This is a genomic window from Bacteroidota bacterium, assembly GCA_016713925.1.
In the GTDB taxonomy this organism is placed as follows: Bacteria; Bacteroidota; Bacteroidia; order AKYH767-A; family OLB10; genus JAJTFW01.
This window is the reverse complement of sequence record JADJOH010000002.1, coordinates 782,041-807,845: the sequence shown is the minus strand read 5'-3', so window position 1 is coordinate 807,845 and position 25,805 is coordinate 782,041. Positions and strand designations below refer to the sequence as shown.

Genomic DNA, 25,805 nt, shown 5'->3' with positions numbered 1-25,805 from the left:
TTTTAAAGGCGAATTAATGCACTGCCGCCGTATTTGGATTGATAATTTTGCTCGCGAATTCAGCAATTTTAAATCCAAAGAGATTGTAAATGGATAAGTATCGTTTAGAAGTGATCAGACTTGGCTTTGGTTGTCCATAGGCAAGTATGTATTGCTTGTGTAGCTTTAGAGCGGCATCCGAATCATATTTGTATAATATTCTGATGGCATCAAATAAAATGTTAATAAAGCATTGATGTCTGTCTTTTGTTACCATGTTATTTTCCGTGAGATAATTGAAGATGCGGATTCTTACATGAATATACCTTTGCCATCTTTCCCCGGGATTAGATTTGGAAATAGACCCTGCGGGGCGCTCCCTGATAATGCTGAGACAATTACCGTCAAATTTTACGGAAGATCCCTTGGTCAACATCCTGAACATTAAATCATATTCCTGACTGCTTTTTAAATCTTCTGTCCATCCGTTAACAGCTAATACTGCTGCTCTTTTATATAAATTTCCGGAGGTTACGCCAAGCGCTGTTTCCATAACGGCACACCACACGTCTTGTTCTACATAGTTGTATACTTCTTCTTTACCATCAATCGTTCTTCTGAAAAAGTCATTCACAAGTATGTCAGGACGTACAATTGTCTTTTCAATTATTTTAATCTGTGTTTCAAACTTTGCAGGTAACAAAAGATCATCAGCATCAAAAAATTGTATATATTCTCCCGTTGCAATCGCTAATCCTTTGTTTCGGGTATAGGTGGCTCCCCGGTTCGTTTCATTGATAAAAAGTGAAATTTTATCCGGGTATTTCAATTGCAGATTTTTAATTATTTTAACAGTATCGTCTGTAGATCCGTCATCTACACAGATGATCTCATGTGCCGGACAGGTTTGACCCAAAACACTAAGAAGACCTTCTTCTATGTATTCAGCTACGTTGTAGGTGGGTATTATAACAGAGATACTTGTCATTTTGAATAGTATTAATTTAAGCTAACATAACTTGAAGCGATATTCATATAGTCGGTTTCAGGATGATCGTTACGGTAGGCAGACTCCAGCATTTTTCTAAGAATATATATTTGATGGCGGTTGATCATTTTTGGATGCGAAATTAAATGCAAATAATTATGATGCTTCAGGTGATGAAGGTATGCGGGCAGTTTGAAAAGACCAAGTTTTTCCAGTGAAGCAAATTCGCGCCCTTTCTCATTGATGTCATATCCTGATGATGAAACTGGTTTCATCGATGAAACTATAGCCGGTGTCTGTCCCTGACCGGAGCCATATTCACGGCCTTGTCCGGTACGGTTAATGACTTTGCGATGTATCCGGTGAAGCAAGTCGGTATTTTGAGGCATATCTATAACAGATCCGCATAGCTGAATAAAACTTCCGTTGGTGTCTTCCTTACTCACTTCCTGCATGAATCGATAAACAGGTTTTCTTGGGGCTTCTGTAAAGTCGAATTGCTGTGCTGTAGAAAACTGATACAAGCCACTAATGACGCTCATATCGTATTCAATACGGTGCTTCTCAAAGAAAGGCCTGAAATCACTGAAGGGTTGAATACACCAACCACCTGCCCTAAAAGCATTGATTTTGTAGTGTGGATGATTACGGAGAAGAATTTCTTGCAGCACCTCCATTGATCCGTTAAATACTTTTTGTTTTTCCTCTTGACTCAAATAATGGAAACGGTATTTTTGAACGTTACTTAAATCAAATTCCCGTTGTTGCGGCAGGTAAATGGCATCCAGCCAATGTGGATGTATATGAGGAAAAACATAATGGCCATTATCAAGTAAAGTCACGAGTTGTTTTGAAATTAATTTTAAATCTTCAGCGCAGGATGGATGTTTTGCTGATAGTTCCCGTAACTTTAATAGATAAGTAGTATCAACAAAAAAAACGCCTTTTGTTTTGAAGGAAGTGAGGACTTTATCCAAAAGTTGGGTGGGCTGTATTACACAGTTTTCCGGTCTGCCGCTCCGGGAGCCCAGAAATAATTCGTAATCAAATGTAATAAGCAGGTTTCTTTTTTTCATAGTCGGAACAAAATTACACTTTCGGACTTACTTTTTTACGTGCAATCAGGATATATCCGTTTTTGAATATTCGCTCCCCGGGATTATAAGGGTGCTTATCATATAAGTCTACCTGTCGTTCGTCAAAGGCATGTTTATGACTGATTATTTCAAATAAGTTTTTCACTGCGGATTCAATTCTTCTTGGCGAATATTCAATATAATAGAGATCGGGATACATCACGTCCTTCAAACGTAGTGCATGAGGATATAAAAAGAAGATGACACCATTATCTTCTAATATAGTATGTGCTTTTCTGAAGAATCTACGTAGTTGCCCCGGTGGAATAAATTCCAATACAGAGATGCTGTAAATGAAATTGTACTTTTTAGTAAATTTATGAGTAAGAAAATCCTGATGAATCAATTCCACCCCTTTTAAGTTTTCACGGGCTTTATTAATCATCTGTATGTTCAAATCGATGCCGGTAATTTTATAGTCTTTTTCAAAATCCTTCAGATAGGTGCCCGGTCCACAGCCAATATCAAGTACGGCATCTCCTTTTTTCAAATGATTTTGAACCGTATTACCAAGTTTAGAATGAATAGTATCTAAAGCGTTTTGTATCTCAGGATTTGCAGTAAAACCCGCCATTTCGCGTGGCGTCAATGTCTCATCTAAAACGACTCTTTTATAAATACCAAATTTTGAAGTGAACATACCATCTAATCCTAAACGAATCAGAAGATTGTTCATTACAATATTATTGGTTAAGCCAAAGAAAATTTTAGATTTCATGGTTGAATTTGATAAATAGTTTCCTTGTCGATGATGTCTCCATGCAGGTTAATATTTCTGATGCGTTGGATCCAGTCATATAAGATGAGTGGGCTGGGTTGAAGATCAGTTTTCCACAGGTATCCTTCTTTTAATGTTCCTCCAAAGCCTTTTTTGAATTTAAAAATTCCCTCCAGAGCAGGATCATTACACCCTATCCGCACTCCCACAAGATCATATTGGTGCACTCCTTTTGATTGCAAGTGCTTCATCATTTCGAAGTGGAGATATTTCATGGCTCCATATAAAGGGGATGGCCCGTCTGAACCGGCGTGCGTACAAAGCGCGGCATATTCGCTGTGAATTATGAATATACCTCCAATGGGTTTTTGGTGATCATAAACTACCGCTGTTTCTGTTCCCTGAGGACCCAGTAATTTTCTCATTTTGTCAAAGTATTTTTCCGGATCAATATGCAACTGATTTCGGTTGCAGGTATGTAAATAGACCCGGTAAAAGTCATTATAGCAAAGGGGACCGAATACAACACGGGCACCATTTTTAATACTGTGTTGTATGGCTTTTTTATATTTCGGATCAAAAGTATCCAGAATATTTTGCTCTGTAAGATGCGGAGATAAATCAGTAATGTAAGTTCCAAATTGAACGGATTTGCAATTTTCCGGAACAGCCAGGGAAATGCCCGAAGGATGCGGCTGCAGTAGTCGATGGATGATACGCTTTGCTTTCAGAAATTTTAACATGCGTTCGAAAAAATCTTCTGTTGTCTGCTGTCCAGCTCGCAGGATAACCTGACAGGAGCGTGAAGTACTTGTCCGAATTTGATAAATTTAGCAGTATGTGTTGCTAAGGGAATCCATGCTTTGCAATTCGTATCGTATAAAAAAATAATGGACTGATGGTAATAGTGCTTGTAAAAATAGGAGAATCCTTCGCTATACTGCACAGGCCAACTCTTCCCGAAACTGCCTTCCGGTGGTTTTGGATAGTGATCGTCAGTGAAACTATAAACAATCATAATTGATGAACGGCGTTTTTAATATGAAGTATATTTTTGCAGTGTTCAAGGATTCTTTCTGTCGCATATCCATCCCACATCGGCGGTATTGCACCTTTCTTGTAGGAACCACTGATTATCTCATTTATTTTTACCTGTACAGCTTTTATATCAAAAGGTACCAGCTCATTGGTGCCAATACTCACTGTAGAAGGTCGCTCGGTATTGGGTCGTAAAGTGAGACAGGGTACTCTTCTGAAAGTCGTCTCTTCCTGTATGCCGCCGCTGTCTGTTATTACAAACCTGCAATCTGCAGTGAGTCGCTGAAAGGCAAAATAGTCTAATGGATCTGTCAAGATCAGCCGGTTATTTGATCTTACCCTTTCTGTGAGTCCAAAATGTTCAATTTTAGAAAGTGTTCTGGGATGAATGGGGAAAACCAGTTTATAGGTTGCTGTAATGTATTCAATGATTTCAATAAGTTTTAATAATCCTTCTTCATGATCAACTGTTGCGGGCCGGTGCATGGTCATGAGGACATATTCTTGCGCCTTTAGTTGGTATTCATCTAAAACCTTGCATTCCCGGATTTTGCTTTCAAATCCCACCAGCGTATCAATCATGGTATTTCCGACAAAGAATAACTGATCTTGCTTTTTTCCTTCTTTAATAAGATTGTCGATACCGCTTTGTTCAGTGACAAAAAAGTAGTCGGTAATTTCATCAGTAAGAATGCGATTAATTTCTTCAGGCATACTGCGGTCCTCGCTTCTTAAACCACTTTCTATGTGGGCTACCTTACAACCCGATTTATAAGCAGTGAATGCTGCGGCAAAAGTTGAATTGACATCGCCTACAACCATTACCAGTTGCGGATTAAAATCCAATACCACCTTTTCAAGTCTTATCATCGTCTCAGCCATTTGAGTATTGGCTGAAACAGCCGGAATGTTCAGAAAAAAATCAGGCTCCAGTTCGAACTGCTGAAAAAATACCGCCGCCATTTTATCATCATAATGTTGTCCGGTATGCACGAAGCGGATATCGAAAGGATGCCCCATCATTTCATTTACTTTCTTAAAGCGGGTGATTTTTATAAAATTGGGTCGGGTGCCGACCACGATAAGTATACGATTATTCATAGATATTTATCTGGATTATAATTTTGTATCTGTTTGTCGCTGCCGTGACGGAGTGAACTTTTGTTCGGAGTAATTTTTGTTTTTATAGTATTACCCTGTTTTAATTTCTAATAATTTAGTTAACCGGTAAAAGATCTGAAAGAGTTAACTGATTTCCATTTTTCCTAAAATAGTATCAGGTTAATTTTAGGCTGGAACATCACAATTATTATTCCACTATTTCTGTTTTTCCGAATTGTTTGAATGTATGCCACATTTGTTTCTTCTCTCAATCCACTTATACGCAAATGTGCCGGAATGGTTATGTGTTAGGGTACAAAAATTTATATTGTAAAGAAAGAATACACTTACAATACTTTTTCAAGCAATTCCTGATATTTATAAACACCGGTGATTTCACCGTCTGTAAGTTCATAAATGCGATCACAGTTTTTAAGAGTGGTGATGCGATGGGCAATAATGAAAATGGTTTTGTCAACTTCTGAAAGGGAATCAATAGCTTCACTTACTTCCTGTTCTGTTTGGTTGTCAAGTGCGGAGGTGGCTTCGTCAAAAATTAAAATGCTTGCATTCCGATAGAGGGATCTCGCTATGCTTATTCGCTGACGTTGACCACCTGAAATGCGTGATCCACGTTCACCGATGATGGTGTTTGCCCCGTCAGGAAGTGATTTCACCAATTGTTCGAGCGAAGCAAAACGTATAGCCTGATTTAATCGATTTTCATCAACCGGATCATCTCCAAAAGTTATATTGTCTCTAATACTGGCATCCAGTAAAAAAATATCCTGCTTCACATAGCCCATCATGCCACGCCAGCTCGAAGTATTCTCTTTGTTGATGATAGTGTCATCAATGGAAATATGACCCTGTTGCTCTTCATGAAAACGGAGGAGAATGTTCATTAAGGTGGTCTTGCCGGAGCCGGAAGCACCAACAATTCCAATTTTCTCTCCCTTTTTAATGGTCATATTTATATTTTTCAATACAGCATGCTCAGCGTTAGGAAACTTAAAACTCAAATCTTTTATTTCAATGGTATTGCTGAACGGAAGTGGCTCGGCAGTTTGATTGACCGGCATCTCAAAATCAAGTTCAGGGTAAATCGATAAGTTGGTTAAAGCCGTCATGTTTTTGCGAATAGACATTAAGGAGCTTACAATTCGGTTTAATGACGGCATTAATCGGTACGCCGCTGCAGCAAATAAACTCACCATCAGGATAGCTCCTTCACTGTTGTCCGTTAAAAATATGGCATAGATAAATATCAATACCACACCCAGCAATGCCACCAGTTCATTTGCACGAAGGGGAATTAAATTGGGCAGATAAGATGACATGTTTAAATCATGGTAGCGTTTCTGCGACTTTAAAAAAATGTCACGATAATACGATTCCTTATTTGCCAGTTTAATATCGACATATCCGGTAATGGTTTGTGTCAACGAGCCGAGTGATAGTGGATGAAGTCGGTTCATTTCTGAACCAATATAAGTGACCCGGTTTTGAAGTAAGTGATATACCATCCAGGTGGAAGGCCCGATCACTGCAGCTATAAACAGGAAAAGAGCGATGTCATACCAGGCTATACCCACTACAATGAGTAAAAGGATGAAGCTTTCTGATATAAGCATTATTAAAGGCATCACTACCCAGGTAACATATGACAGAGGATTGTTAAGTATATGGTGTACGATTTGACTGCTCTTTAAACCTGAAAAATTGTGGTAGTCGAGATTAAAATGTTTATTGAATTGTCTTCGTGTTATATTGTAAGCGAGTTGAGCACCGAATTTTGTCTGAAGGTAATTGACAAAAATTCCGAAAATACTTTTCCCGATGAAGAAAGCAAGTACAAATAAAATAGTGAAGAGCAGAAACGATTTATCACTGGAAAAGTGAAGCTGCTCATAAATATAACTGAGATAGGGATTGGTATGAATAGCACTTGGAGTGGTGGTCAGCTTTATTAATGGTAATATGGAGGCAAGACCAAAAACATCCATCACCGCAGATAAAAAGGTGAGTATAATAATGAGAAACGTTCTACGATGCTGAGAAGCATCGAGATGCATTCTAAGGCTGTTAATGACTATCCTTAATGCATCTTTTGCTCCAGTATCTGAAGTGGTCTTCTCCTTTTTATTAAATGCCTTAAATCCTTCCATTGCCGTGCTCTGCTATAGATAATCTATGCATAATATCCGCCACCGTAGCCGGCCGGAATGTTTTTAGCATTTACATTGTTCAATATAAAACTGATATGCTTAATGTCGTTCTTTTCAGTGATCTGATGTGCAATATCAACGAAATCTCGTTTTGAGTATCCCGCTTTCAACACATATAAATTCAAATCAGCATGCTTCATGAAGACTAATGCATCGGACAACAATCCAACAGGAGGCGTGTCAATGATAATATATTCATATATATTCTTCAGCTCTTCCAGTAATTTATCCATCATCGGATCAACAATCAGCTCAGATGCATTAGGTGTACGCGGTCCCGTTAGTATGATTTGTAAATTCTCTATGGCCGTATCCTTAATAATCTGATTGAGATTTGCTTTTCCTACTACATAGGAAGTAATCCCCACATCGTTATGTAAATTGAAGGCATTAGCTTGTTTGGGCTTGTGCAAATCAAGATCCACCAGAATGACTTTCTTTTTAGCCTTGGCCAGAGTGGTGGCAATGTTTACAGCACAAAAAGTCTTTCCTTCTCCCGCCACAGAAGAAGTGACCAGGAGAATTTTACTTTTTACCTTGGGTGCAAAATAACTGAGATTGGTTCGAATGACTCTGAAGGCTTCGGCGATCTGTGACTGTGGAAATTTATCTACCACAAGATATTCGTCCCCGGCTTCCTTGCTCTTTCCGATAACTCCGATGATGGTTAAATCCGTTATATCTTTTAACTCATCTTTTGTGTTAATATAATTGTAAAACATTCCCTTGATAAAGACTAACAAGAAGGATAATGCGATGCCCAGTCCAAATCCACCGGCAATGGTCTGCATGCTCAATGGTCGAACATTACCATTGAAGTAGGCCGGTTCCAAAATGATTTTGTCAGCTACGATGGCTGCTTTCGAAATAACAGTTTGCGCTTTTGTCTCTAACAGGAACTCATAAATTTTAGAATAAATTTCTACGTTACGGCTGATATTTACTATCCCTCGCTGTGTAGTAGGCATCTGTCGCATCGTTACCTCATACTCGTTTAGCTGGCTGCTTAAACTATTGATGTCATTGGTAAGTTTTTTACGAATGTTTAAAATCAAACTCATGATGTTTTGTTTCACGGATGAAATCTGATCATCGGTTTGCTTCACCAGTGGACTGCTTGGCGTATTGCTGAAAAGCAAGTTGGTTCTTTTCTGTTGTAACGCGAAAAGTTCAGTGAAGGCTGATGATAAAGACGGATCATTTTGTTGCGCCAATACTGCAGGAGAAATGGCTAAGTCTGATTCGCTCGAATTCAAATACTCATACATATTATCAATTGACTTTAACTGAATTCCCATTCTGGCTCTTTCCGTTTCAAAATCAACAGAGCGCTGGAACAATACACTTTGTTCTCCTCCAAGATTAAAAGTTGTTTTGTCTTTTTGATATTGTTCGAGATTACTTTCAATTCCGTTCAATTGATTTTCTACCTGTGAAAGCTGTGCATCAATGAATGCCAATGTGTTTTCATTGACCTGTTTATTTACAGAGATACTGTTTTCAATGTAAATATTAACTAGTGGTGTTAAGGAAATCAACGGCTTTTTCCATCACCTCATCTTCCAATGAAATGCTTATGGCAGAGGCATCCGGAATGGGCTCAATTACCAGCCGCTTTTTGTATTTACTGACTAACTCCTTATGATCATGAAACCTGAATTGATAATTGATTTCATTGATTCTCGGATTGTTTTTTAAATACATTGGAGTCTGGAGTCACAAGAAAGGAGAATTTTGAAGTAACAACAGGGTCTCCAAAATTTGCCTCTCCTTTTAGTGTATTCTTCAGTGTTAATCTCCCATGAAAAACGTTTTTGATTTATAATTTTCAGACTGATGGGAGTTTCATAGAAACTATAATCGAGTAATTTTCCCTGTACTTCGAAGGGTGTTCCCTTATAAACTTCTCCTGTTTTTATCCTTCCTTCTATATAATAGGAAATGTCTAATCCCAGTTTCTTAACAGTCTCATCTACCATTTTTGTCGATGAAAGAATCAGAATTTCATTGGTAAGGTCTTGATCGGAAGGTTTGGTAGGCATGGATTCCAGCAAAGCAGCTTTCAAAGGATCTTTTTGCGCTTTAATTAAAATCTAAGTGGTAACCCCGTAAAATTTAGTGGCCTTGTATAAATAAAAAACAGATCCTGCTAAACTTAAACCCAAAAACAGAATAAACCAGTACCAATTTTTACCAATAGTGGACAGTGTCCGCTTCAGGTCTTTTTGATCGATCAGGTTGTTATTTCCGACCATTTTCTTTTCCATGCTTATTCGGGTATATAGTGTCTGTTAATAATTCTACTTTCTACGTGGAAGATTGTTTTTTGTTAGCGCCAAACCGCTGTTAAACGTAAAACTTAGAAATTAATTTTTTTAGCTCACAAAAGTACTACTATTCAATGGGATCGCTTTGTTAAAATAGTGTAATACTGTGAAAGATGTAATAAATTCATTAGACGGCTGTATAAATTCATCAAAATACCAGGGAAATATACCCTAAAGCAATTATTTTACATATAATTTTACTAGTTGAAACAAGATTTCTCCTTCCTGCGTATGAAATTGGAAGGATTTGTTTGTTTTAGAGCAATGATGTTATTGAACGACAAATCCTTTTAAATGCTTGTATTACAGTAAATTGTGTGTGAATTTCATTTGCTGTCTACAGGGTAAAAGAAGTATAAATAATTTAAAACCGGAATTCCGGATCGAATAGAATGAAAAAAGCACTTATTACCGGGATTACCGGACAAGATGGCGCCTATCTGGCCGAACTTTTATTGGAAAAAGGCTACGAAGTTCACGGCATAAAGCGCCGGAGTTCCCTCTTTAATACCCAGCGTGTGGATCATTTATATGAAGATCCGCATGAAAAAGGGATCAGATTTAAACTCCATTACGGGGATTTAACCGACTCCGTTAATATCATCCGGATTATCAGCGAAGTGCAACCGGACGAAATTTATAACCTCGGCGCCATGTCGCATGTCCATGTGAGTTTTAGCTCTCCGGAGTATACTGCAAATGCCGATGGTCTCGGTGCTTTGAGGATTTTAGAGGCGGTTCGCATGTTAAATATGACCGATCGTTGCCGGATTTATCAGGCATCTACATCAGAACTATATGGTTTGGTACAGGAAATTCCTCAACGGGAAACGACTCCGTTTTATCCCCGATCACCTTATGCCGTAGCAAAACTATACGCTTATTGGATTTTTATCAATTACCGCGAGTCCTATAATATGTATGCAGTGAACGGCATTTTATTTAACCATGAATCTCCACTCAGCGGGGAGACTTTCGTTACCAGAAAAATTACACGTGCCGTAGCCCGAATCGCACTCGGCTTGCAGGATAAAGTGTTTATGGGAAATCTCGATGCAAAACGGGATTGGGGTCATGCCAAAGATTATGTGGAAGCCATGTACTTGATGCTCCAACAAGATAAACCTGAAGATTATGTGATAGCGACAGGGATTACCACTTCCGTAAGAGATTTTATAAGTATGGCCTTTCGTGAATTGGGTATAGAACTCGAATGGACAGGAAAGGAAGAAAATGAAATCGCAACAGTGAAAACAATTACACAAACCGAATATGCCGTGAAACCCGGACAAGAGGTCGTGAATATAGATAAGCGCTATTATCGCCCTGCTGAAGTGGAATTGCTGATCGGGGATCCGACAAAAGCCAAAACTCAACTCAACTGGAGACCAAAATACGATTTGCCGATGATCGTTAAAGAAATGGTCGCTGCTGATCTCGAGCTCTTCAAACGAGACCGATACCTCAAAGAAGGGGGGCATTCCGTAATGAATTACCATGAATAATTTGAAAATTTGAAGATGTGTTAATTTGAAGATGGGAAGATTTGTCGCGAGTGAAGCCTTGTGAAAGATTTGAAGATGGGAAGATCTCCATATCGGGAGAAAGGTTTGAAAAGGGGTTGATTCTTAGAACCAAGGATCATGATCACGAGTATCGGTACCTAATGAATCTGTTTCCTAATATAGAGATCATACACTATCAGATTATACATCATCCATCATCAGAACATCCAGCATAGCATCCAATTGTCCATCATCCATCAAGCAATCATCCATCATCCAATAACACATCATCCAATAACACATCTTCAAATTAACACATCTTCAAATTAACACATCTTCAAATTAACACATCTTCAAATTAACACATCTTCAAATTAACACATCTTCAAATTAACACATCTTCAAATTAACACATCTTCAAATCAACCATCTTCAAATTTTCAAATTGAAAAGTTTGTTTGAACGACAAAGTTAAATAGTAGATAAAATGCAAAGGGAATCAAAAATATTTATCGCAGGCCACCGTGGAATGGTAGGGTCGGCTATAATGCGAAAGTTAAAATCCAGGGGTTTTGAAAATCTATTGGTGAAAACATCTTCGGAGTTGGATTTGCGCAATCAGGCAGCGGTAGACGCTTTCTTTCAGGAGCATCAGCCGGATTATGTTTTTTGTCGGCAGCCAAGGTGGGAGGTATCGTAGCCAACAATACGTACCGCGGGGAGTTCATCTATGAGAACATGATGATCCAAAATAATGTGGTGCATGCGGCCTGGCGGAACGGGGTGAAGAAGCTCCTGTTTTTTAGGATCCTCATGTATTTATCCAAAATTATGTCCGCAGCCTATTAAAGAGGATTACTTGTTAAGCGGTTATCTGGAACAAACCAATGAGCCCTATGCAATAGCAAAAATTGCCGGACTCAAGTTATGCGAAGCGTACCGCAGGCAATATGGTGTAGATATGATTGCTGCGATGCCTACTAATTTATATGGGCCCAATGATAATTATGATTTAAATAACTCTCATGTTCTGCCGGCATTAATCCGGAAATTTCATGAAGCCAAAGAAAAGAAGAGTGAAGCGGTGGAAATCTGGGGAACGGGTGCTCCCATGCGTGAGTTTTTACATGTGGATGATCTGGCGGATGCTTGTCTCTTTTTAATGAACAACTACAGCGGTGATCAGCATGTCAACGTGGGGACGGGTGAAGATGTCACCATCAAACAACTCGCAGAGCTGGTTATGGAATTGGTCGGCTACCGCGGCCAACTCGTTTTTAATACCGATAAACCGGATGGAACGCCACGCAAACTTTTGGATGTTTCCAAACTCCATCAACTGGGCTGGAAACATGAAATTAATCTTCGGGACGGCATCCAATCCATCATCGATGAGCTAACGGCCCGAAACTGGAATTTTGAACGTTGATTTCATCGATATCTGTACGGACAGGTCGCGACCTGTCATTACAGATATCGCGACCTGTCCTTCGTATACACATCAACGTTATATTTATTATCTCGTAAATCAAGCCTTTTTATAAAACACAAAATACACCGCCATCACCAAACATATGAACGCGGCTACATGATTCCATTTTAAGGTTTCGCTTTTAAAAAAGACCAGTGCAAACACGGTAAAAACTACTAACGTGATGATTTCCTGCAGGATTTTTAGTTCCATCAAACTGAATGGTCCCCCATTTAGCTGATAACCAATACGATTAGCCGGTACTTGGAGGCAATATTCAAAGAAGGCCAGGCCCCAGCTGACCAAAATGATCACCCAAAGTCCGGAATGTTTGAAATGGCCGAAATCTTTAAATTTCAGGTGTCCGTACCATGCCAGATTCATAAAAATGTTCGAACCTGACAGTAATAAGAGGGTATAAACAGTCTTCATCGCTTTTTGTTTATTCTTTTATTGATTGATTTTCAGCTACAAATTTGCCAACTATTCCTTTTTGTGGGTGAAATTTTACAAAAAACTTGCATGGTGTATTGGATAGTCATAAATTGCGGTAACAATCCTGAAAAGGAAATTCTCTGAAATAGTATTAATGCTCTACATCATTTTCGCGAAATGATGCCGGGATTTCGGGTTAAACCGAAAATATACACGCTCAGAACCGGTCAATAACTATCATGATTAAAAACTTCTACTCTCAATTCTTTCTTCCTTTATTACTGCGCACTTTGATCGTGATGCGCAGGAACTTCGTTTTTATACCATTTTCTTCTCTGGAAAATAATCTAATCAAAATAAACAAAATGACAAACAACTACAATCTTCGAGGAAGATCATCAACGGGATTACGCCGTTGGTGGTTTATGTTAGCAGGGATATTCCTGTTAACGTTATTCGGAGCAAAGCATAGTTTGAATGCGCAAAGCATTACGAACTATACTTTCGCTGCATCAAGTGGTACGTTTACGCCGGTCAGTGGCGGAACTTCGGTTCCCGCTATTCTGGTAGATGACGCTGCCTCCGGTGCTCTACCGATTGGCTTCAACTTCATTTATATGGGGCAAGCCTATACCAGCTTGTTCGCAAGTTCAAATGGTATACTATCATTTGGTGCTGCAAATGCCAGTTTGACGAATGATTTAACGTACCGGGGCAGGCAGGCCAATTATCGCCCCTCTTGGGATGATATTAGCAGGAACAGTGGGTGCAGCTAACTTATATCACTACCGGTGCTCCGGGTAACAGAGTATTTACCTTTGAATGTTGAATTGGAGAGTTTCCATTGGACCTGCAGTGCTATTATTTCATTGCAGGTAAATTTATATGAAGCAGATGGTAAAATTGAGTTTATTTATCGTCAGGAACCAAACCTTCAGCTCGTCTGCATCAGTAGGACTGGCTGACTCTTGGACCGGTGCCGGTAATTTCCTTTCATTGATTCATGTGACGACTACTCCTACAGTTTCTTCAAGTGGAGACAAATACTATTAATGCACGTCCTGCTACAGGGCAGATTTACTCTTTTACTCCCCCTGTTGCTCCGGCATCCCCAACCGGTTTGAGTTTTTCTGCTGTTACTGTTAATAGCATGACCTTGAACTGGACAGATGCTACAGGTGAAATTGGTTATAGAGTAGAAAGATCTCTCGATGGAATAACATATACTACCGTTGCTACATTACCTGCTAACACCATATCTTATGTGGCAACAGGTTTATCAGCAGGTCAGACGTATTACTGGAATATTCGTAGCTTTAGCGAAGGTCAGGTGAGTAATCCGGCATTAAATGGTAGTCAGGCTACGGCCGCAGGTACTTTATGCGGTGCATATACTGTAGGTCCTACTGGTACATATGCTACTCTTACTGCGGCATTGAATGATATTCGTACAAATGGATTAAGTTGTTCTGCTATTCTGGAACTTCAGGCTGCTTATACCAGCGGTGGAGAAACTTTCCCGATCTGGACCGGCGCTTTAGGTACATTAGCAGGTAAGACAGTTACTATTCGTCCGGAAGCGGGTGCAGTTGCTTTAAGTATAACCAGTGCTAATACATGGACTACAGTTGTAGATTCTTTAACAGAGTATTTAACAATTGATGGTCGTCCGGGTGGAGTGGGTGCTGTATCTGAACTAACTATTCAGATTACGGTTCTTACCGGAAGTGAGATCAGAATTCTTCAAGAATCTTCTAATAACAATTTTAGTTATATTAACTTCAGGGGTGTATCAAGCGCAACAAATAATGCAGTTGTATTTATGGGTGGTTCTACCATTGTAGGTGGAGCAGGAAATGATAACAATACATTTGACAATTGTGATTTTCATGAAGCACCAGGGTTATTCCCTGTGAATGGATTTATGGCCTCGGGAAATACAACAGGTGCAGTAAATGACAACAACACGATTAGTAATTGCCGTGTATATAATTTTTTCAGCGCAACTTCAGCAACTGTAGGTATAAATCTGATTAACTTAAACAATAACTGGACTATTACCGGCAACCGTATTTATCAGGATGCGGCCAGAAACTATACTACCGGTAATATTCACAAAGGAATTGTTGCCAGCAATACACTTGGTTCATTTACGATCACCAATAATATTATCGGTTATGCTACCTCAGCCGGAACCGGAACTTATTCTATGGCATGGGCTGCAACTGCAATTGCCAACCGTTTCTTTGGTATGGATCTGAATGTGGCCATTAGCCCTGTCAGTACAATCAGTGGAAATCAAGTAGCGAATTTTAATATTGCGACCAGCAGCGCAGGTACGGGATCAGGTGCTCCGTTCTGTGGAATCTGGTTAAATGCAGGTGGTGCCAATATTACCGGAAATACTGTAGGTTCTATGACAGGAACAGATAATATTCTGGTTCGTGGAACAGCAACCGGTGGATCAGCCACCACTGCCAATGTGATTGGTATAGCTCAGGGAGCCGCTTCGGCATCTACCATTACTATATCCAACAACAATATCGGTGGTCTCGGGTTTAATGGTATTACGGCAGCTTTCGCCAATGCAGCTGCAATAGGCGGTACTGTATGCGGTATCTTCAATCAGGGAACAACTACTTTAACAGTTCCAACCAGTAGCCGTACGATCAGTGGAAATACGATCGGCGGAACAAGCGTTGCTAACAGTATGAGAAGTGGTAGTGCATTAAATGCAGGGTTTACAACTACAGTTAACTTCTCGGTAATTGGTATTTTAAATACCGGTTCTACACGTATGACTATTAGTAATAATACGGTACAGAACCTGAGTGTACCAACACGGAGTTCTGCAGGTGTTGTTTATGGTATTCATACTACAACAGGTATCAATACCATCAGTGGAAATACTGTTCATACACTGACAACGAATTCGAAAAATGTTGGCGGAACAACCGTAGCGCATCTGGCAGGTATCTCTCATACCTCAACCACAGCACCGGTTGCCGGAACTGAAGTGAATATCGATCAGAATACGGTTCGTAATTTGAAGATCAACTCTGATTCTTCATTGGTGATTGTAAACGGTATCAGTTTTACCGGTTCAACAACCACAGGATTTAATTATCTGATCCAACGTAACAATATATATGACATCGGTGACCTTACCCTTACTGCGACGGATACGGCCAAAGTAACTTACAATGGTATTGGTTTATTTGGTGGACTTGCTACTGTTCAGAATAACATGATCAGTTTGGGAGATGGTAATACTAAATCTCAGATTTATCAGGGTATTTTGAAGGCCAACGCGAATATCAATAGAGTGTATCATAACTCTGTTTATATCGGTGGTAATGCATCAACTGCATCCGGAGTCGCATCAGGTAGTACCTGGGCATTCCGTCGTACCTCACGTCCAAGTTCCGGAAATGATGAAATCATTAACAACATATTCTACAACGCACGTACTACCGCTATCGGTGGCGCATTTGAATATGCTACCGGATTAGATTCGAATATCAATGTAACGGCGTCTAAAAACATCCTCTTTGCTGATTTCGCAAATGGTGGTCGTACCGGTATCCGCAATACAACGATCGCAACCAGTATGACAGACTGGAGAACGTTGACAGGTCAGGATTTGAATTCTATTTCTGAGAATCCGAATTACATTGCACCTGCTGCAGGTACTCCTGATCTTCACCTTCAGGTTCCACCGGCTCTTGTTCCTGCTGAGCAAGCAGGTCAGTTGATCGCCAGTGTTGTCAATGACTTTGACGGAGATGTTCGTGCCGCCTTCACACCAAATGATATTGGTGCCGATGCCGGTAACTTCCTCCCTTCCGGTGATTATATCAATCCAGTTATTTCAAGTGTAACAGCTACACCGTCTACCGGTGGGTGTGCTGCAGTAGCGCATGATGTGCTTGCTGTTGCTACTGATGCCAGCGGATTCACCTCTGTTACATTAAACTGGTCATTAAACGGAGTAGCTCAAGTAGGTATTCCAATGACCAATACTTCCGGTAACAACTGGGAAGCTCAACTACCTGCAAGTGGTAGCGCATTAGTTACCTATAGTGTTACAGCTATAGATGCCAGTGTGAACCTCAATGCTGAAACAAGTGCTTCGCAATCCTATCGTGATGCCTATCTTCAGGCAGGTTTATCTGCCGGTGTAGATCAAACGATTTGTCCCGGAACAAGTACTAACCTGAGTGTGGCCTCTCCTTATCTTAATTCCATTGTTTTCTCTGAAATTTCAGGATTTGAATCAGGTAGTGTTGGTGCAGGTGCTCCTGCTCCCGGCATCACCGGATTTGACTATATTGAATTAACCAATATCGGCAATCAACCTGTAGATATTAGCGGTTGGAGACTTGAAGTAACCGGTACTACTGCGGGTGTATATATTATTCCTGCCGGCAATACAGTTCCTGCGGGTGGAACATTTACACTTGCACGAACTGGTGGTGCTGCCGATAAATGGATATTATGGGTTCAACTTTATTATCTGTAGGTTCTGCTACTTCTCAGGGCTTCATTATTAGTGATCTGGGTGGAAATATTTCTGACGTAGTTGCTATTAATGGTGGAACTCCTTTTAATCCCGTTGGTACAGGTACTCCTGCTGTTACAGCAACCATGTGGTCAGGAAACATTGCTTCTTCATCCAGTACAGCCGGTATTCGCCGTACAGCATTTAGCGACAGTAATACAGCTACTGACTGGATGTTGCCAGTGCAGTTAACCTTACCAACTGGGAACCTTTAACGTAGGTCTTGGTACGATCAATGTGGCAAATATCTCCTGGTCTTCCGGGAGGTACCGGAAGTGTTGAGAACGTTACTCCGGTAGCTTCTCCAACACAATATATAGTAACCTTAAATGATGGTATTTGTACAGCAACTGACACAGTGAATGTTAACTGGTTCACCACCCTTCCTGCTCCAATTGGATATGATTCTACACACTGTGGAAATCAGCAGGCATTATGTGATGTATCTACAGTTCCGGTGCTATTGCTTACCGTTGGTACACTACTCCTACCGGTGGAACACCAATTCAAAATCTTCCTGATACCAATTTACTTCAAAACGTTGCCGTAACTACTACTTTCTATGTAGCTGCTTTCGATGGCGTTTGTGATGGTCCGAGAGTAGCTGTTACTGAAACAGTAATTACTCCTGATCCGGTAGATATTGTTGTTACAGCGAATGATACCATTTGTTTAGGTGATGTGGCTACTTTAGACGCAACAAATGCTAATCCCAACTATGTATTTATCTGGTCAGGTAATGGTGTAGGAACGTTGAATGTGAACAATGTTCAAACAGTTGTTTCTACGCCGCTTGCTGTCGGTAACTATACATTTATTGTCACGGCTACTGATGCAGGTGCCGGTTGTGTAACTACCGATACGATTGTCCTTGTAGTGAATCCTAATCCAAATGCCTCAGCTAATATTGACCAAACTACCATCTGTGATGGTGAAAGTGTTCAGTTAGAAGTGAGCGGAACACTGGAAGCTACAATTGGTAATAATGATGCTCAGAACACTAACACCTCATATCCAGCCGCATATGGAAGTTTCTATTGGGGGCACCGTCAACAAATATTAATCCGTGCTTCCGAACTTTCTGCTGCCGGATTTACGGCCGGGCCGATAAATAGTCTTGGATTTAATATCACTACCGCTGATCCTGCTTCATTGACGAATTACACGATCAGCATGGCGCACACAGCAGCTACTGATTTGAGTTTAGAACAAACAGTTGGTAGTGTAGTGTATGGTCCGGTGAATTATACAGCGGTTGTCGGTGTAAATACACATTCATTTACGACTCCATTCAACTGGGATGGAACATCAAATGTTGTAATTCAGACATGTTTTAACAATTCAGGATATACGAATAATTCCGTTGGAAGTTTAAGCAATACCAGCTACATTTCCTGTCGTTGGTTGAATCAGGATGCAGCTACTGTTTGTACTTCACCTATTGCTTCTACTGCAAGTAGTCGTCCACAAATGATTCTGAATGGTACTTCATTACCTTCAGGCGTTACCTTCAGTTGGTCACCTGCTACCGGATTAAGTGCAACGAATATCTCTAACCCCGTTGCCACACCATCTACTTCTACTACTTATGTAGTAACAGTTACTGATCCGGTAACTGGATGCTTTACTAATGATACGGTGATCATCAACGTATTACCTGTTCTTCCTGCTCCTACTACTAATCCAAGTGCACATTGTGGTAATCAGATTCCTACCGCTTCTGTAAATGCAGTTCCGGGTGCTACAGCTTATTATTGGTATGATGCTGCCATTGGCGGTACTATCTTACAGGCAGACCCATCACTTACTTATCTTTCTTCTATTGGTACTACCACTACACTGTATGTGGCAGCATTCGATGGTTCTTGTTTGAGCCCTCGTACTCCGGTTACCATTACGGTTGCAACACCACCGGCTATTACAGCTCAGGCGAGTGATTCTTCATTATGTGCTGGAACCAATACATTTAATCGGGATGAAATTCTTTTAAATTATATTACGTATACATGGTCATCCGATGCAGGTGGAAACCTGAATTCAACATCCGGACCAAGTGTTACTGCTTCTCCATCAGCACCGGGCATCTATAATTATATCGTTGAAGGAACGGATGGTGTTTGTACAAACAGTGATACCGTTACAGTTGAAGTGTTTGATTTACCAACAGTAAATGCAAATATTGAATCAGCGGCCTTCTGCGAAGGAGGTTCAGTGCAGTTAGATGTACCGACAACAGTAACCATCGGTGAAAACGATGTACAAAGTACTACAACCGGTTATCCTTCTGCTTATGGCGCCTTCTATTGGGGTTATCGTATGCAGAATATGATCCTTGCCAGTGAGTTATTGGCTAATGGATTTTCTGCAGGTGCAATCAACGCTTTGTCATACAATATTGCCACACCAGCCGGTCAGACATTGACAGGCTATACCATCAAAATGGCAAATGTTGTCGCTGCTGATTTAAGTGCGGAGCAAACAGTTTCAACTGTTGTATACGGACCTGTGAACTATAATTCAATTGCAGGTTTGAATACACATACTTTCACCACTCCGTTTGTTTGGGATGGTGTTTCTAATGTGGTCATTGAAACCTGTTTTAATAATGGAAACTATACAACCAGCTCTGTCGGAAATATGGATAATACTTCCTTTGTTTCCAGTCGCTGGTTGAATCAGGATGCTGCCGGAGTTTGTCTTGCTGCTACAGGTAGCACTGCAAGTCAACGTCCACAAATGGTGCTCACACGTGCTCTTGCGGGTGTTAGTTATTCATGGTCTCCGGCTGCAGGTTTAAGTGCAACCAATATTCCTAATCCTATTGCTTCACCAACCGCTAGTACCAACTATGTGGTGACGGTAACTGATAACGTTACCGGTTGTACGAATACAGATACTGTATTTATTACTGTTACACCTCTTCCGGCTGCTCCTACTACCAATAATCCTATTTCACGTTGTGGCCCCGGTGATGTAACAGCTACTGCTACCGGTAGTGGTGGAACATTGTTCTGGACAGGTCCTAATGGTGGAAATGTACTTTCTTACACAGGTTCATTAACACAGTCTGTAACTGCTTCCGGTGCATTCGATGTACGTGAATTCCCTGCAAACATTGATACGACCGCCGTCGGTTTTAACCCGGTTGCTAACCCCGGTTCAATTCCGGTAGGTTACTTCCCAACAACCTCTCAGGGTATGTGGTTCCGTGTGAATAATACGGGTGGTACCATCATTAAGAGTGTGGATATCTATCCAAATGGTCCGATCGGAACTCCTTATGGTATTGCGATCATCGATTCATTGGGTAATACTATCGGTTCTGTTAGTGGTGTAACTACGGTTACATTACCTAACTATGAGACGATCGAATTGAATATCTATGTACCATATAGTACGATTCCTTATGCAATGCGTCCAACATCCAGTCCGAACCTTTCTGTTCATCAGGATGCGATTGTTCAGGGAACAGCTCCATGGCTAATTGCCGGTGATATGAATATTATCGGTTATGGTAATATGCCTCCTCTGGCTTCCTTCTTTGGTACAAATACCTTTGGTATGTTCTATAACTGGCAGGTAATGCATGGTTGCTTCGGAAATGAGGCTGTTGTAAACTATACAGTCAATCCTGCCCCAACATTGGCGATTACTCCTTCCGGTCCTACTACATTCTGTGGAAGTGGAGTTGTAACACTTGATGCCGGTGCAGCACCAACCGATCCGGGCTATGTAAACTTCTCCTGGGCTCCGGCTACAGGTTTAAGTGCGACAAACGTTGCGTCCGTTACTGCAACTGTCAATTCAACTACAACTTATACGGTTACTGCTGATGATGGAATTCCCGGTGGCTGTATCAATACAGCTTCAGTTACATTAACCGTGAATACTGCTCCATTCGCTTCAGTAGGTATAGTGCCTGACACAATTTGTACTACGTCACCTTATCAATTCAATGGTTCTGGAGGATCAGCCAGCTATAAGTATGTAGGTACTACTGAAAACCTCGGGCAAACTGCAGGATGGCCGTTCAACGGTGCAAATGCAGCGCAACGTATGCAATTGTTTGTAAGCGCTGCTGAACTGAATGCTGCGGGTGTCTTCGGACCTTCCTTCTTAAACAGCGTTGGTTTCAATGTGGTTTCTAAACTGAGTAATCAGCCTTATACTAACTTCACAGTATCTATTGATGAAGTGGTGGGCGGCTGTTTCGCAAGTACAACATATATCACTATCCCCGGTGGAAACACTGTTTATACCGGTAACTATTCTACTACATTGGGTTGGAACGATATCGTATTCCAAACGCCTTATGCATGGGATGGTGTAAGTGATATTGTGATTCAAACTTGTTTCACCAATGCTACGAACTCTTTATTTGATATCGTTTACACTTCTCAAACATTAGGATGTACCAGTACCAATGCCCTGAATGCAGCAGCTTGTGGCGCAGCTACCGGTGCATTGACTGATTTCCGTCCGAATATGCGTTTCCAGGGTGGATCAGTGAACTATAGCCGGTCACCTATTACTGAATTAAGCGCTTCGAATATTGCGAATCCGCTCTTTACACAATCACTGGGAGCAGGAAGCCGTCAATATGTATTGACTGTGACTGATCCTGTGTCAGGGTGTGTTGCAACGGATACTGCTAACTTCTATGTTAGCCCGACTCCGGTTACTCCTTCTATTGAGTTTGTTGGATTGGATACTACCATCTGTATTTCAGGAACGGTATCCTTCTCCTCCATCTTTGTGGACGGTTCATTGCAATGGCAATCTTCTGCTGATAATGTGAATTTCTTTGATGTTATCGGTCAAACCGCGAGTACCTATACTACAGGATTAATTACCGCTGATACCTATATCCGTTTGAAAGCTTTCTGCGCAGATTCAGCGTTTTCAAATGTGAAGTATGTGAAGGTGAATAACCCAACGATTCTTACAACTACCAATGACACCGTTTGTGGACAAGGTAATGTTTCACTGGCAGCTACTGCCAATCCGGGTTATTTCATCCGTTGGTATGCGGACAGCACTGCAGGAAACTATCTTGCTAATGGAAGTCCTTACAATACTTTCGTAACTCAAACAGATACCTTCTGGGTAGCTGCACTTGTAGATACGTTAGTAGGATCAGGTGGAGATACACTTACCACAACGTTTGCAGGTGGTAATGGTGCCAATGGTAACTTCTTTGATGTGAACGTGACCAGTCCTGTTACTTTAACCGGAATGCGTATCAATAATAATTCTGCAGGCGCAGTTTGTGAGGTGTGGTACAGAAGTGGTACGCACGTAGGTTTTGAGGGCTCAAGTGCCGGATGGACACAGATCTATAACGGACCTGTAGCTGCCGCACAAGGATATGTAACAGGACTTAACCTTCCGTTAAGCAATGGTGTTACTTCATTCTTTGTCTTCCTTCCTGCCGGTGGTATAACTTATACCAATGGTGTTAGCTTAGGTGCTGTATATACTTCTGATGCAAATCTTGCAATCCTGGAAGGTTACGGTACCGGTGGAACATTTGGATCAGGTCTGTTCGGAGGTATTCCAACAAGTACCCGTATCTGGAACGGTTCACTTATCTATTCTGTTCCGAATTGCGTTAGCGCTCGTGTTCCTGTTATTGCTGTTGTGAATCCTGCTCCTCCTGTGACTGTTACTCCATCTGCCGCTACCATCTGCGAAGGCAGTTCAGTAAACATCAACGTAACCGGTGGTTTGGGTGATTATACCAATTTCGATTGGGCTCCTGCTACAGGATTAGATGTTACTTCAGGTCCTGCCGTTGTTGCTACTCCATCTGTAACTACTTCGTATATCGTTACTGCAACAGGAAATATTAACGGATGTGAAACTTCTGATACAGCGGTGATCACAGTGAATCCTGCTCCTGTCATCTCTGTTTCTACTACAACACCAAATCTGTGTTCGGGAGATACTGCTCAGCTATCTGTAGTGGTGAGTTCTCCGGTAAGTGGAAACTATGCAGTGACCAGCATTCCTCATGCACCTAGTTTAGCACCTCTTACTCAAAGCGCTCCTGCTCTGGGTGATGAAGGAACACAGACTGTAGCCTTACCATTTACCTTCAACTTTGGCGGAACAAATTATACAGATGTTACTATTCACGCCAATGGTCAGATCCTCATGGGTGCAGGTAATCTTACTGCTCAATTCCAGTATACACCTCCTTCTATATTCTCAAATCTTGCTCCGAACAACTGGGTTGGATTCTGGGGTGACCTGAATAACTCAGTGGCCGGTTCGATTACCTATGATATCGTTGGTGCTGCACCAAACAGGAAACTGGTGGTGAAGTTCAATGCGGTTGATTTCTGGTCTGTAGATCCTGCTGTGACTTATCAGATTGAGCTTAATGAAACAAGTAACGTAGTCGATGTATTCCTTACCAGTATAAATACTATCAGTTTGAACACCCGTGCAGTTGGACTTGAAACCAATTCTCAGGGGTATGCTGCTCCGGGATATAATACCGGAACATGGACGGCTACAAATCAGGCCTTCCGTTTTGCTCCTCTTCAGGCTGCTACAATTAGTTGGTCAGGTCAGGGTATCATTGGTTCTACTACTACGGAAACTATTTCTGCAGTTCCAACATCAAGCGGTTACTATACTGTTGTAGTTACCAACCCGCTTACCGGTTGTACTAAAGCAGATTCAGTTCAAATCAACTTCGCTGCTCAACCTAGCCCGGTTATCGCGGATAATGATACTACCTTGTGTAACCCTGAATTCATTTACGTGAATGTGGTGGATACCGGTCTTTATGTAGGTGGATATCCTGCAGGTACTAACTTTACCTGGAGTGCTATCGGAGTTCCAATTCCTGATCTGGATTCTATCAGCTCAAGCTATGGTTCTTCTTATTCAGTTATCGTAACACTTCCTAACGGATGTTCTGCAAGTTCTGATACCGCTACTATCCTGACCAAGTCAGTGGCAGTAGTGGATGTCATTACTCCTGCAAGCTGTACCGGTGGTGGTTCTATCGCAGTACAAGTAACCAGCGGTTTACCAAATTATAACTACATCTGGTCAACTGACCTTGCTCAAACCAATATCATCAGCAACGTAACGAAGGCGAACAATCAGGATACACTCAGTAACCTGGGAGCCGGTACTTACTACTTGCAGGTATATGATGAAGCGGGAAGTCCTGCCTCATGTAACTCAGGCGTATTGACCTATGTTGTTACTGGATCCTCTCCAATCGTGATCGATTCAGTGATTGGAACAGATATCTCCTGTAACGGATTTGCTGATGGATCAGCCACCGTATTCTGGACCGGAGGAACTGCGCCATACAACATCCTGTGGAGCGATGGAAATACCAACGCTACCCGTGGTGTTACTGCCGCTGCTACATTAACGGTGATTGTATCGGATAACTCCGGTTGTGCAGATACATCAACTGTTACCATCAATGAGCCTGCATCAATTACCCTGACCCTTTCATCTACCAACGAAAGCGCCCCCGGTGCTAACGACGGTACAGCTTCTGTGGTAATAGCAGGTGGAACTCCCGGCTATGTCATTGAGTGGTACGATGCATTATTTACATTGATTGGTAGCGGTACTCCAATTACAGGTCTGACAGGTGGAACATATACCTGTGTGGTAACAGACACCAACGGTTGTCAAGGTTTTGATAACGTAGTAATCACGACCAACACCAACGCTATTCTTAACCTGACCATGTTGATTGAAGGCATGTATGATGGCGCAGGCGGATTGGTGCCGGCCTTACTGAATACAGGAGTAGGCGTTAGTCTGACAGAATGTGATACGATCCTGGTAGAAATCAGAGATCAGTTAACCCCCACCAATGTATTGGCTTCCGGAACAGCAGTACTTGGCACCAATGGCCAGGCGAGCTTTACTTTCCCGGCTGCCATTAATGGTGCTAACGGTTACATCGCGGTGTTCCATCGTAACGCCGTACAAACCTGGAGTGATTTGCTCACCTTCTCTGCTACAACGAACTACAACTTCACCACTGCGGCTACTCAGGCCTTCAGCTCCAATATGATTGAAGTGGATCCGGGTGTATTCGCGTTCTACAGTGGCGATATCGCTCCACAGGATGAAGTGGTGGATATTACCGATCAGGGCTATGTAGGAAATGATTTCTTGAACTTTGCTTCCGGCTATGTACCAACAGATGTATCGGGAGATGGAGTAGTGGATATCACTGACCAGGCGATTGTAGATAATAATATCTTAAACTTCGTTGGATCGATTCATCCGTAATTATAACAATTTGGGTATGAGGGAGTAATCCCTCATAC

General features: G+C 41.3%; 19 protein-coding genes and 1 pseudogene. 8 read left to right on the top strand and 12 right to left on the bottom strand.

Annotation, left to right across the window (positions count from 1 at the left end; genetic code table 11):
* Window positions 1–13 precede the first annotated feature (13 nt).
* The 11 genes from IPJ86_03290 to IPJ86_03240 form a co-directional block, all read right to left on the bottom strand.
* On the bottom strand, window positions 14–967 hold the full coding sequence (locus IPJ86_03290) for a glycosyltransferase family 2 protein (GenBank protein ID MBK7886342.1): 954 nt from the start codon (window positions 965–967) through the stop codon (window positions 14–16).
* An 11-nt stretch (window positions 968–978) separates the two neighbouring features.
* Window positions 979–2,043, bottom strand: a complete 1,065-nt coding sequence (locus tag IPJ86_03285; protein MBK7886341.1) for a hypothetical protein — start codon at window positions 2,041–2,043, stop codon at window positions 979–981.
* Window positions 2,044–2,056: 13 nt separating this feature from the next.
* Window positions 2,057–2,821: a class I SAM-dependent methyltransferase gene (locus IPJ86_03280; GenBank protein ID MBK7886340.1), complete on the bottom strand. Its 765-nt coding sequence runs from the start codon at window positions 2,819–2,821 to the stop codon at window positions 2,057–2,059.
* A complete protein-coding gene (locus IPJ86_03275) occupies window positions 2,818–3,564 on the bottom strand; it encodes a peptidoglycan bridge formation glycyltransferase FemA/FemB family protein (GenBank protein MBK7886339.1) in 747 nt (248 codons plus the stop codon). The genes IPJ86_03280 and IPJ86_03275 overlap by 4 nt, the downstream gene beginning before the upstream one ends.
* Complete coding sequence (locus IPJ86_03270; GenBank protein ID MBK7886338.1) at window positions 3,558–3,839, bottom strand: hypothetical protein; 282 nt, start codon at window positions 3,837–3,839, stop codon at window positions 3,558–3,560. The genes IPJ86_03275 and IPJ86_03270 overlap by 7 nt, the downstream gene beginning before the upstream one ends.
* The gene (gene wecB / locus IPJ86_03265; GenBank protein MBK7886337.1) at window positions 3,836–4,960 is read right to left on the bottom strand and encodes a UDP-N-acetylglucosamine 2-epimerase (non-hydrolyzing); all 1,125 of its coding nucleotides are present in this window, start codon (window positions 4,958–4,960) and stop codon (window positions 3,836–3,838) included. Before wecB ends, IPJ86_03270 begins: the two co-directional genes overlap by 4 nt.
* A gap of 347 nt (window positions 4,961–5,307) precedes the next feature.
* Window positions 5,308–7,128: an ABC transporter ATP-binding protein gene (locus IPJ86_03260; GenBank protein MBK7886336.1), complete on the bottom strand. Its 1,821-nt coding sequence runs from the start codon at window positions 7,126–7,128 to the stop codon at window positions 5,308–5,310.
* Window positions 7,129–7,151: 23 nt separating this feature from the next.
* Window positions 7,152–8,726, bottom strand: coding sequence for a polysaccharide biosynthesis tyrosine autokinase (locus IPJ86_03255; GenBank protein ID MBK7886335.1), 1,575 nt, complete (start codon window positions 8,724–8,726; stop codon window positions 7,152–7,154).
* The gene (locus IPJ86_03250; protein MBK7886334.1) at window positions 8,701–8,892 is read right to left on the bottom strand and encodes a hypothetical protein; all 192 of its coding nucleotides are present in this window, start codon (window positions 8,890–8,892) and stop codon (window positions 8,701–8,703) included. Before IPJ86_03250 ends, IPJ86_03255 begins: the two co-directional genes overlap by 26 nt.
* Window positions 8,883–9,254: a hypothetical protein gene (locus IPJ86_03245; GenBank protein ID MBK7886333.1), complete on the bottom strand. Its 372-nt coding sequence runs from the start codon at window positions 9,252–9,254 to the stop codon at window positions 8,883–8,885. The genes IPJ86_03250 and IPJ86_03245 overlap by 10 nt, the downstream gene beginning before the upstream one ends.
* 27 nt (window positions 9,255–9,281) lie before the next feature.
* Window positions 9,282–9,455, bottom strand: a complete 174-nt coding sequence (locus IPJ86_03240; protein ID MBK7886332.1) for a hypothetical protein — start codon at window positions 9,453–9,455, stop codon at window positions 9,282–9,284.
* 452 nt (window positions 9,456–9,907) lie between these two features.
* Here IPJ86_03240 and gmd point away from each other — a divergent pair, with 452 nt between their 5' ends.
* Complete coding sequence (gmd, locus tag IPJ86_03235; GenBank protein MBK7886331.1) at window positions 9,908–11,020, top strand: GDP-mannose 4,6-dehydratase; 1,113 nt, start codon at window positions 9,908–9,910, stop codon at window positions 11,018–11,020.
* Window positions 11,021–11,507: 487 nt separating this feature from the next.
* Window positions 11,508–12,449, top strand: a pseudogene (locus tag IPJ86_03230) (GDP-L-fucose synthase).
* A 99-nt stretch (window positions 12,450–12,548) separates the two neighbouring features.
* Here IPJ86_03230 and IPJ86_03225 read toward each other — a convergent pair.
* Window positions 12,549–12,923 (bottom strand): DMT family protein, encoded by a 375-nt coding sequence (locus tag IPJ86_03225; GenBank protein ID MBK7886330.1) that lies wholly within the window; start codon window positions 12,921–12,923, stop codon window positions 12,549–12,551.
* Between the two features lie 368 nt (window positions 12,924–13,291).
* Here IPJ86_03225 and IPJ86_03220 point away from each other — a divergent pair, with 368 nt between their 5' ends.
* The 6 genes from IPJ86_03220 (at window position 13,292) to IPJ86_03195 (ending at window position 25,767) form a co-directional block, all read left to right on the top strand.
* The gene (locus IPJ86_03220; GenBank protein ID MBK7886329.1) at window positions 13,292–13,702 is read left to right on the top strand and encodes a hypothetical protein; all 411 of its coding nucleotides are present in this window, start codon (window positions 13,292–13,294) and stop codon (window positions 13,700–13,702) included.
* Between the two features lie 109 nt (window positions 13,703–13,811).
* Window positions 13,812–13,979: a hypothetical protein gene (locus tag IPJ86_03215; protein ID MBK7886328.1), complete on the top strand. Its 168-nt coding sequence runs from the start codon at window positions 13,812–13,814 to the stop codon at window positions 13,977–13,979.
* Window positions 13,960–17,448, top strand: a complete 3,489-nt coding sequence (locus IPJ86_03210; GenBank protein MBK7886327.1) for a lamin tail domain-containing protein — start codon at window positions 13,960–13,962, stop codon at window positions 17,446–17,448. Before IPJ86_03215 ends, IPJ86_03210 begins: the two co-directional genes overlap by 20 nt.
* Window positions 17,424–17,702: a hypothetical protein gene (locus tag IPJ86_03205; GenBank protein MBK7886326.1), complete on the top strand. Its 279-nt coding sequence runs from the start codon at window positions 17,424–17,426 to the stop codon at window positions 17,700–17,702. The genes IPJ86_03210 and IPJ86_03205 overlap by 25 nt, the downstream gene beginning before the upstream one ends.
* Window positions 17,703–17,722: 20 nt before the next feature.
* Window positions 17,723–18,037 (top strand): hypothetical protein, encoded by a 315-nt coding sequence (locus tag IPJ86_03200; protein MBK7886325.1) that lies wholly within the window; start codon window positions 17,723–17,725, stop codon window positions 18,035–18,037.
* Between the two features lie 131 nt (window positions 18,038–18,168).
* Window positions 18,169–25,767: a SprB repeat-containing protein gene (locus IPJ86_03195; GenBank protein MBK7886324.1), complete on the top strand. Its 7,599-nt coding sequence runs from the start codon at window positions 18,169–18,171 to the stop codon at window positions 25,765–25,767.
* Window positions 25,768–25,805 lie beyond the last annotated feature (38 nt).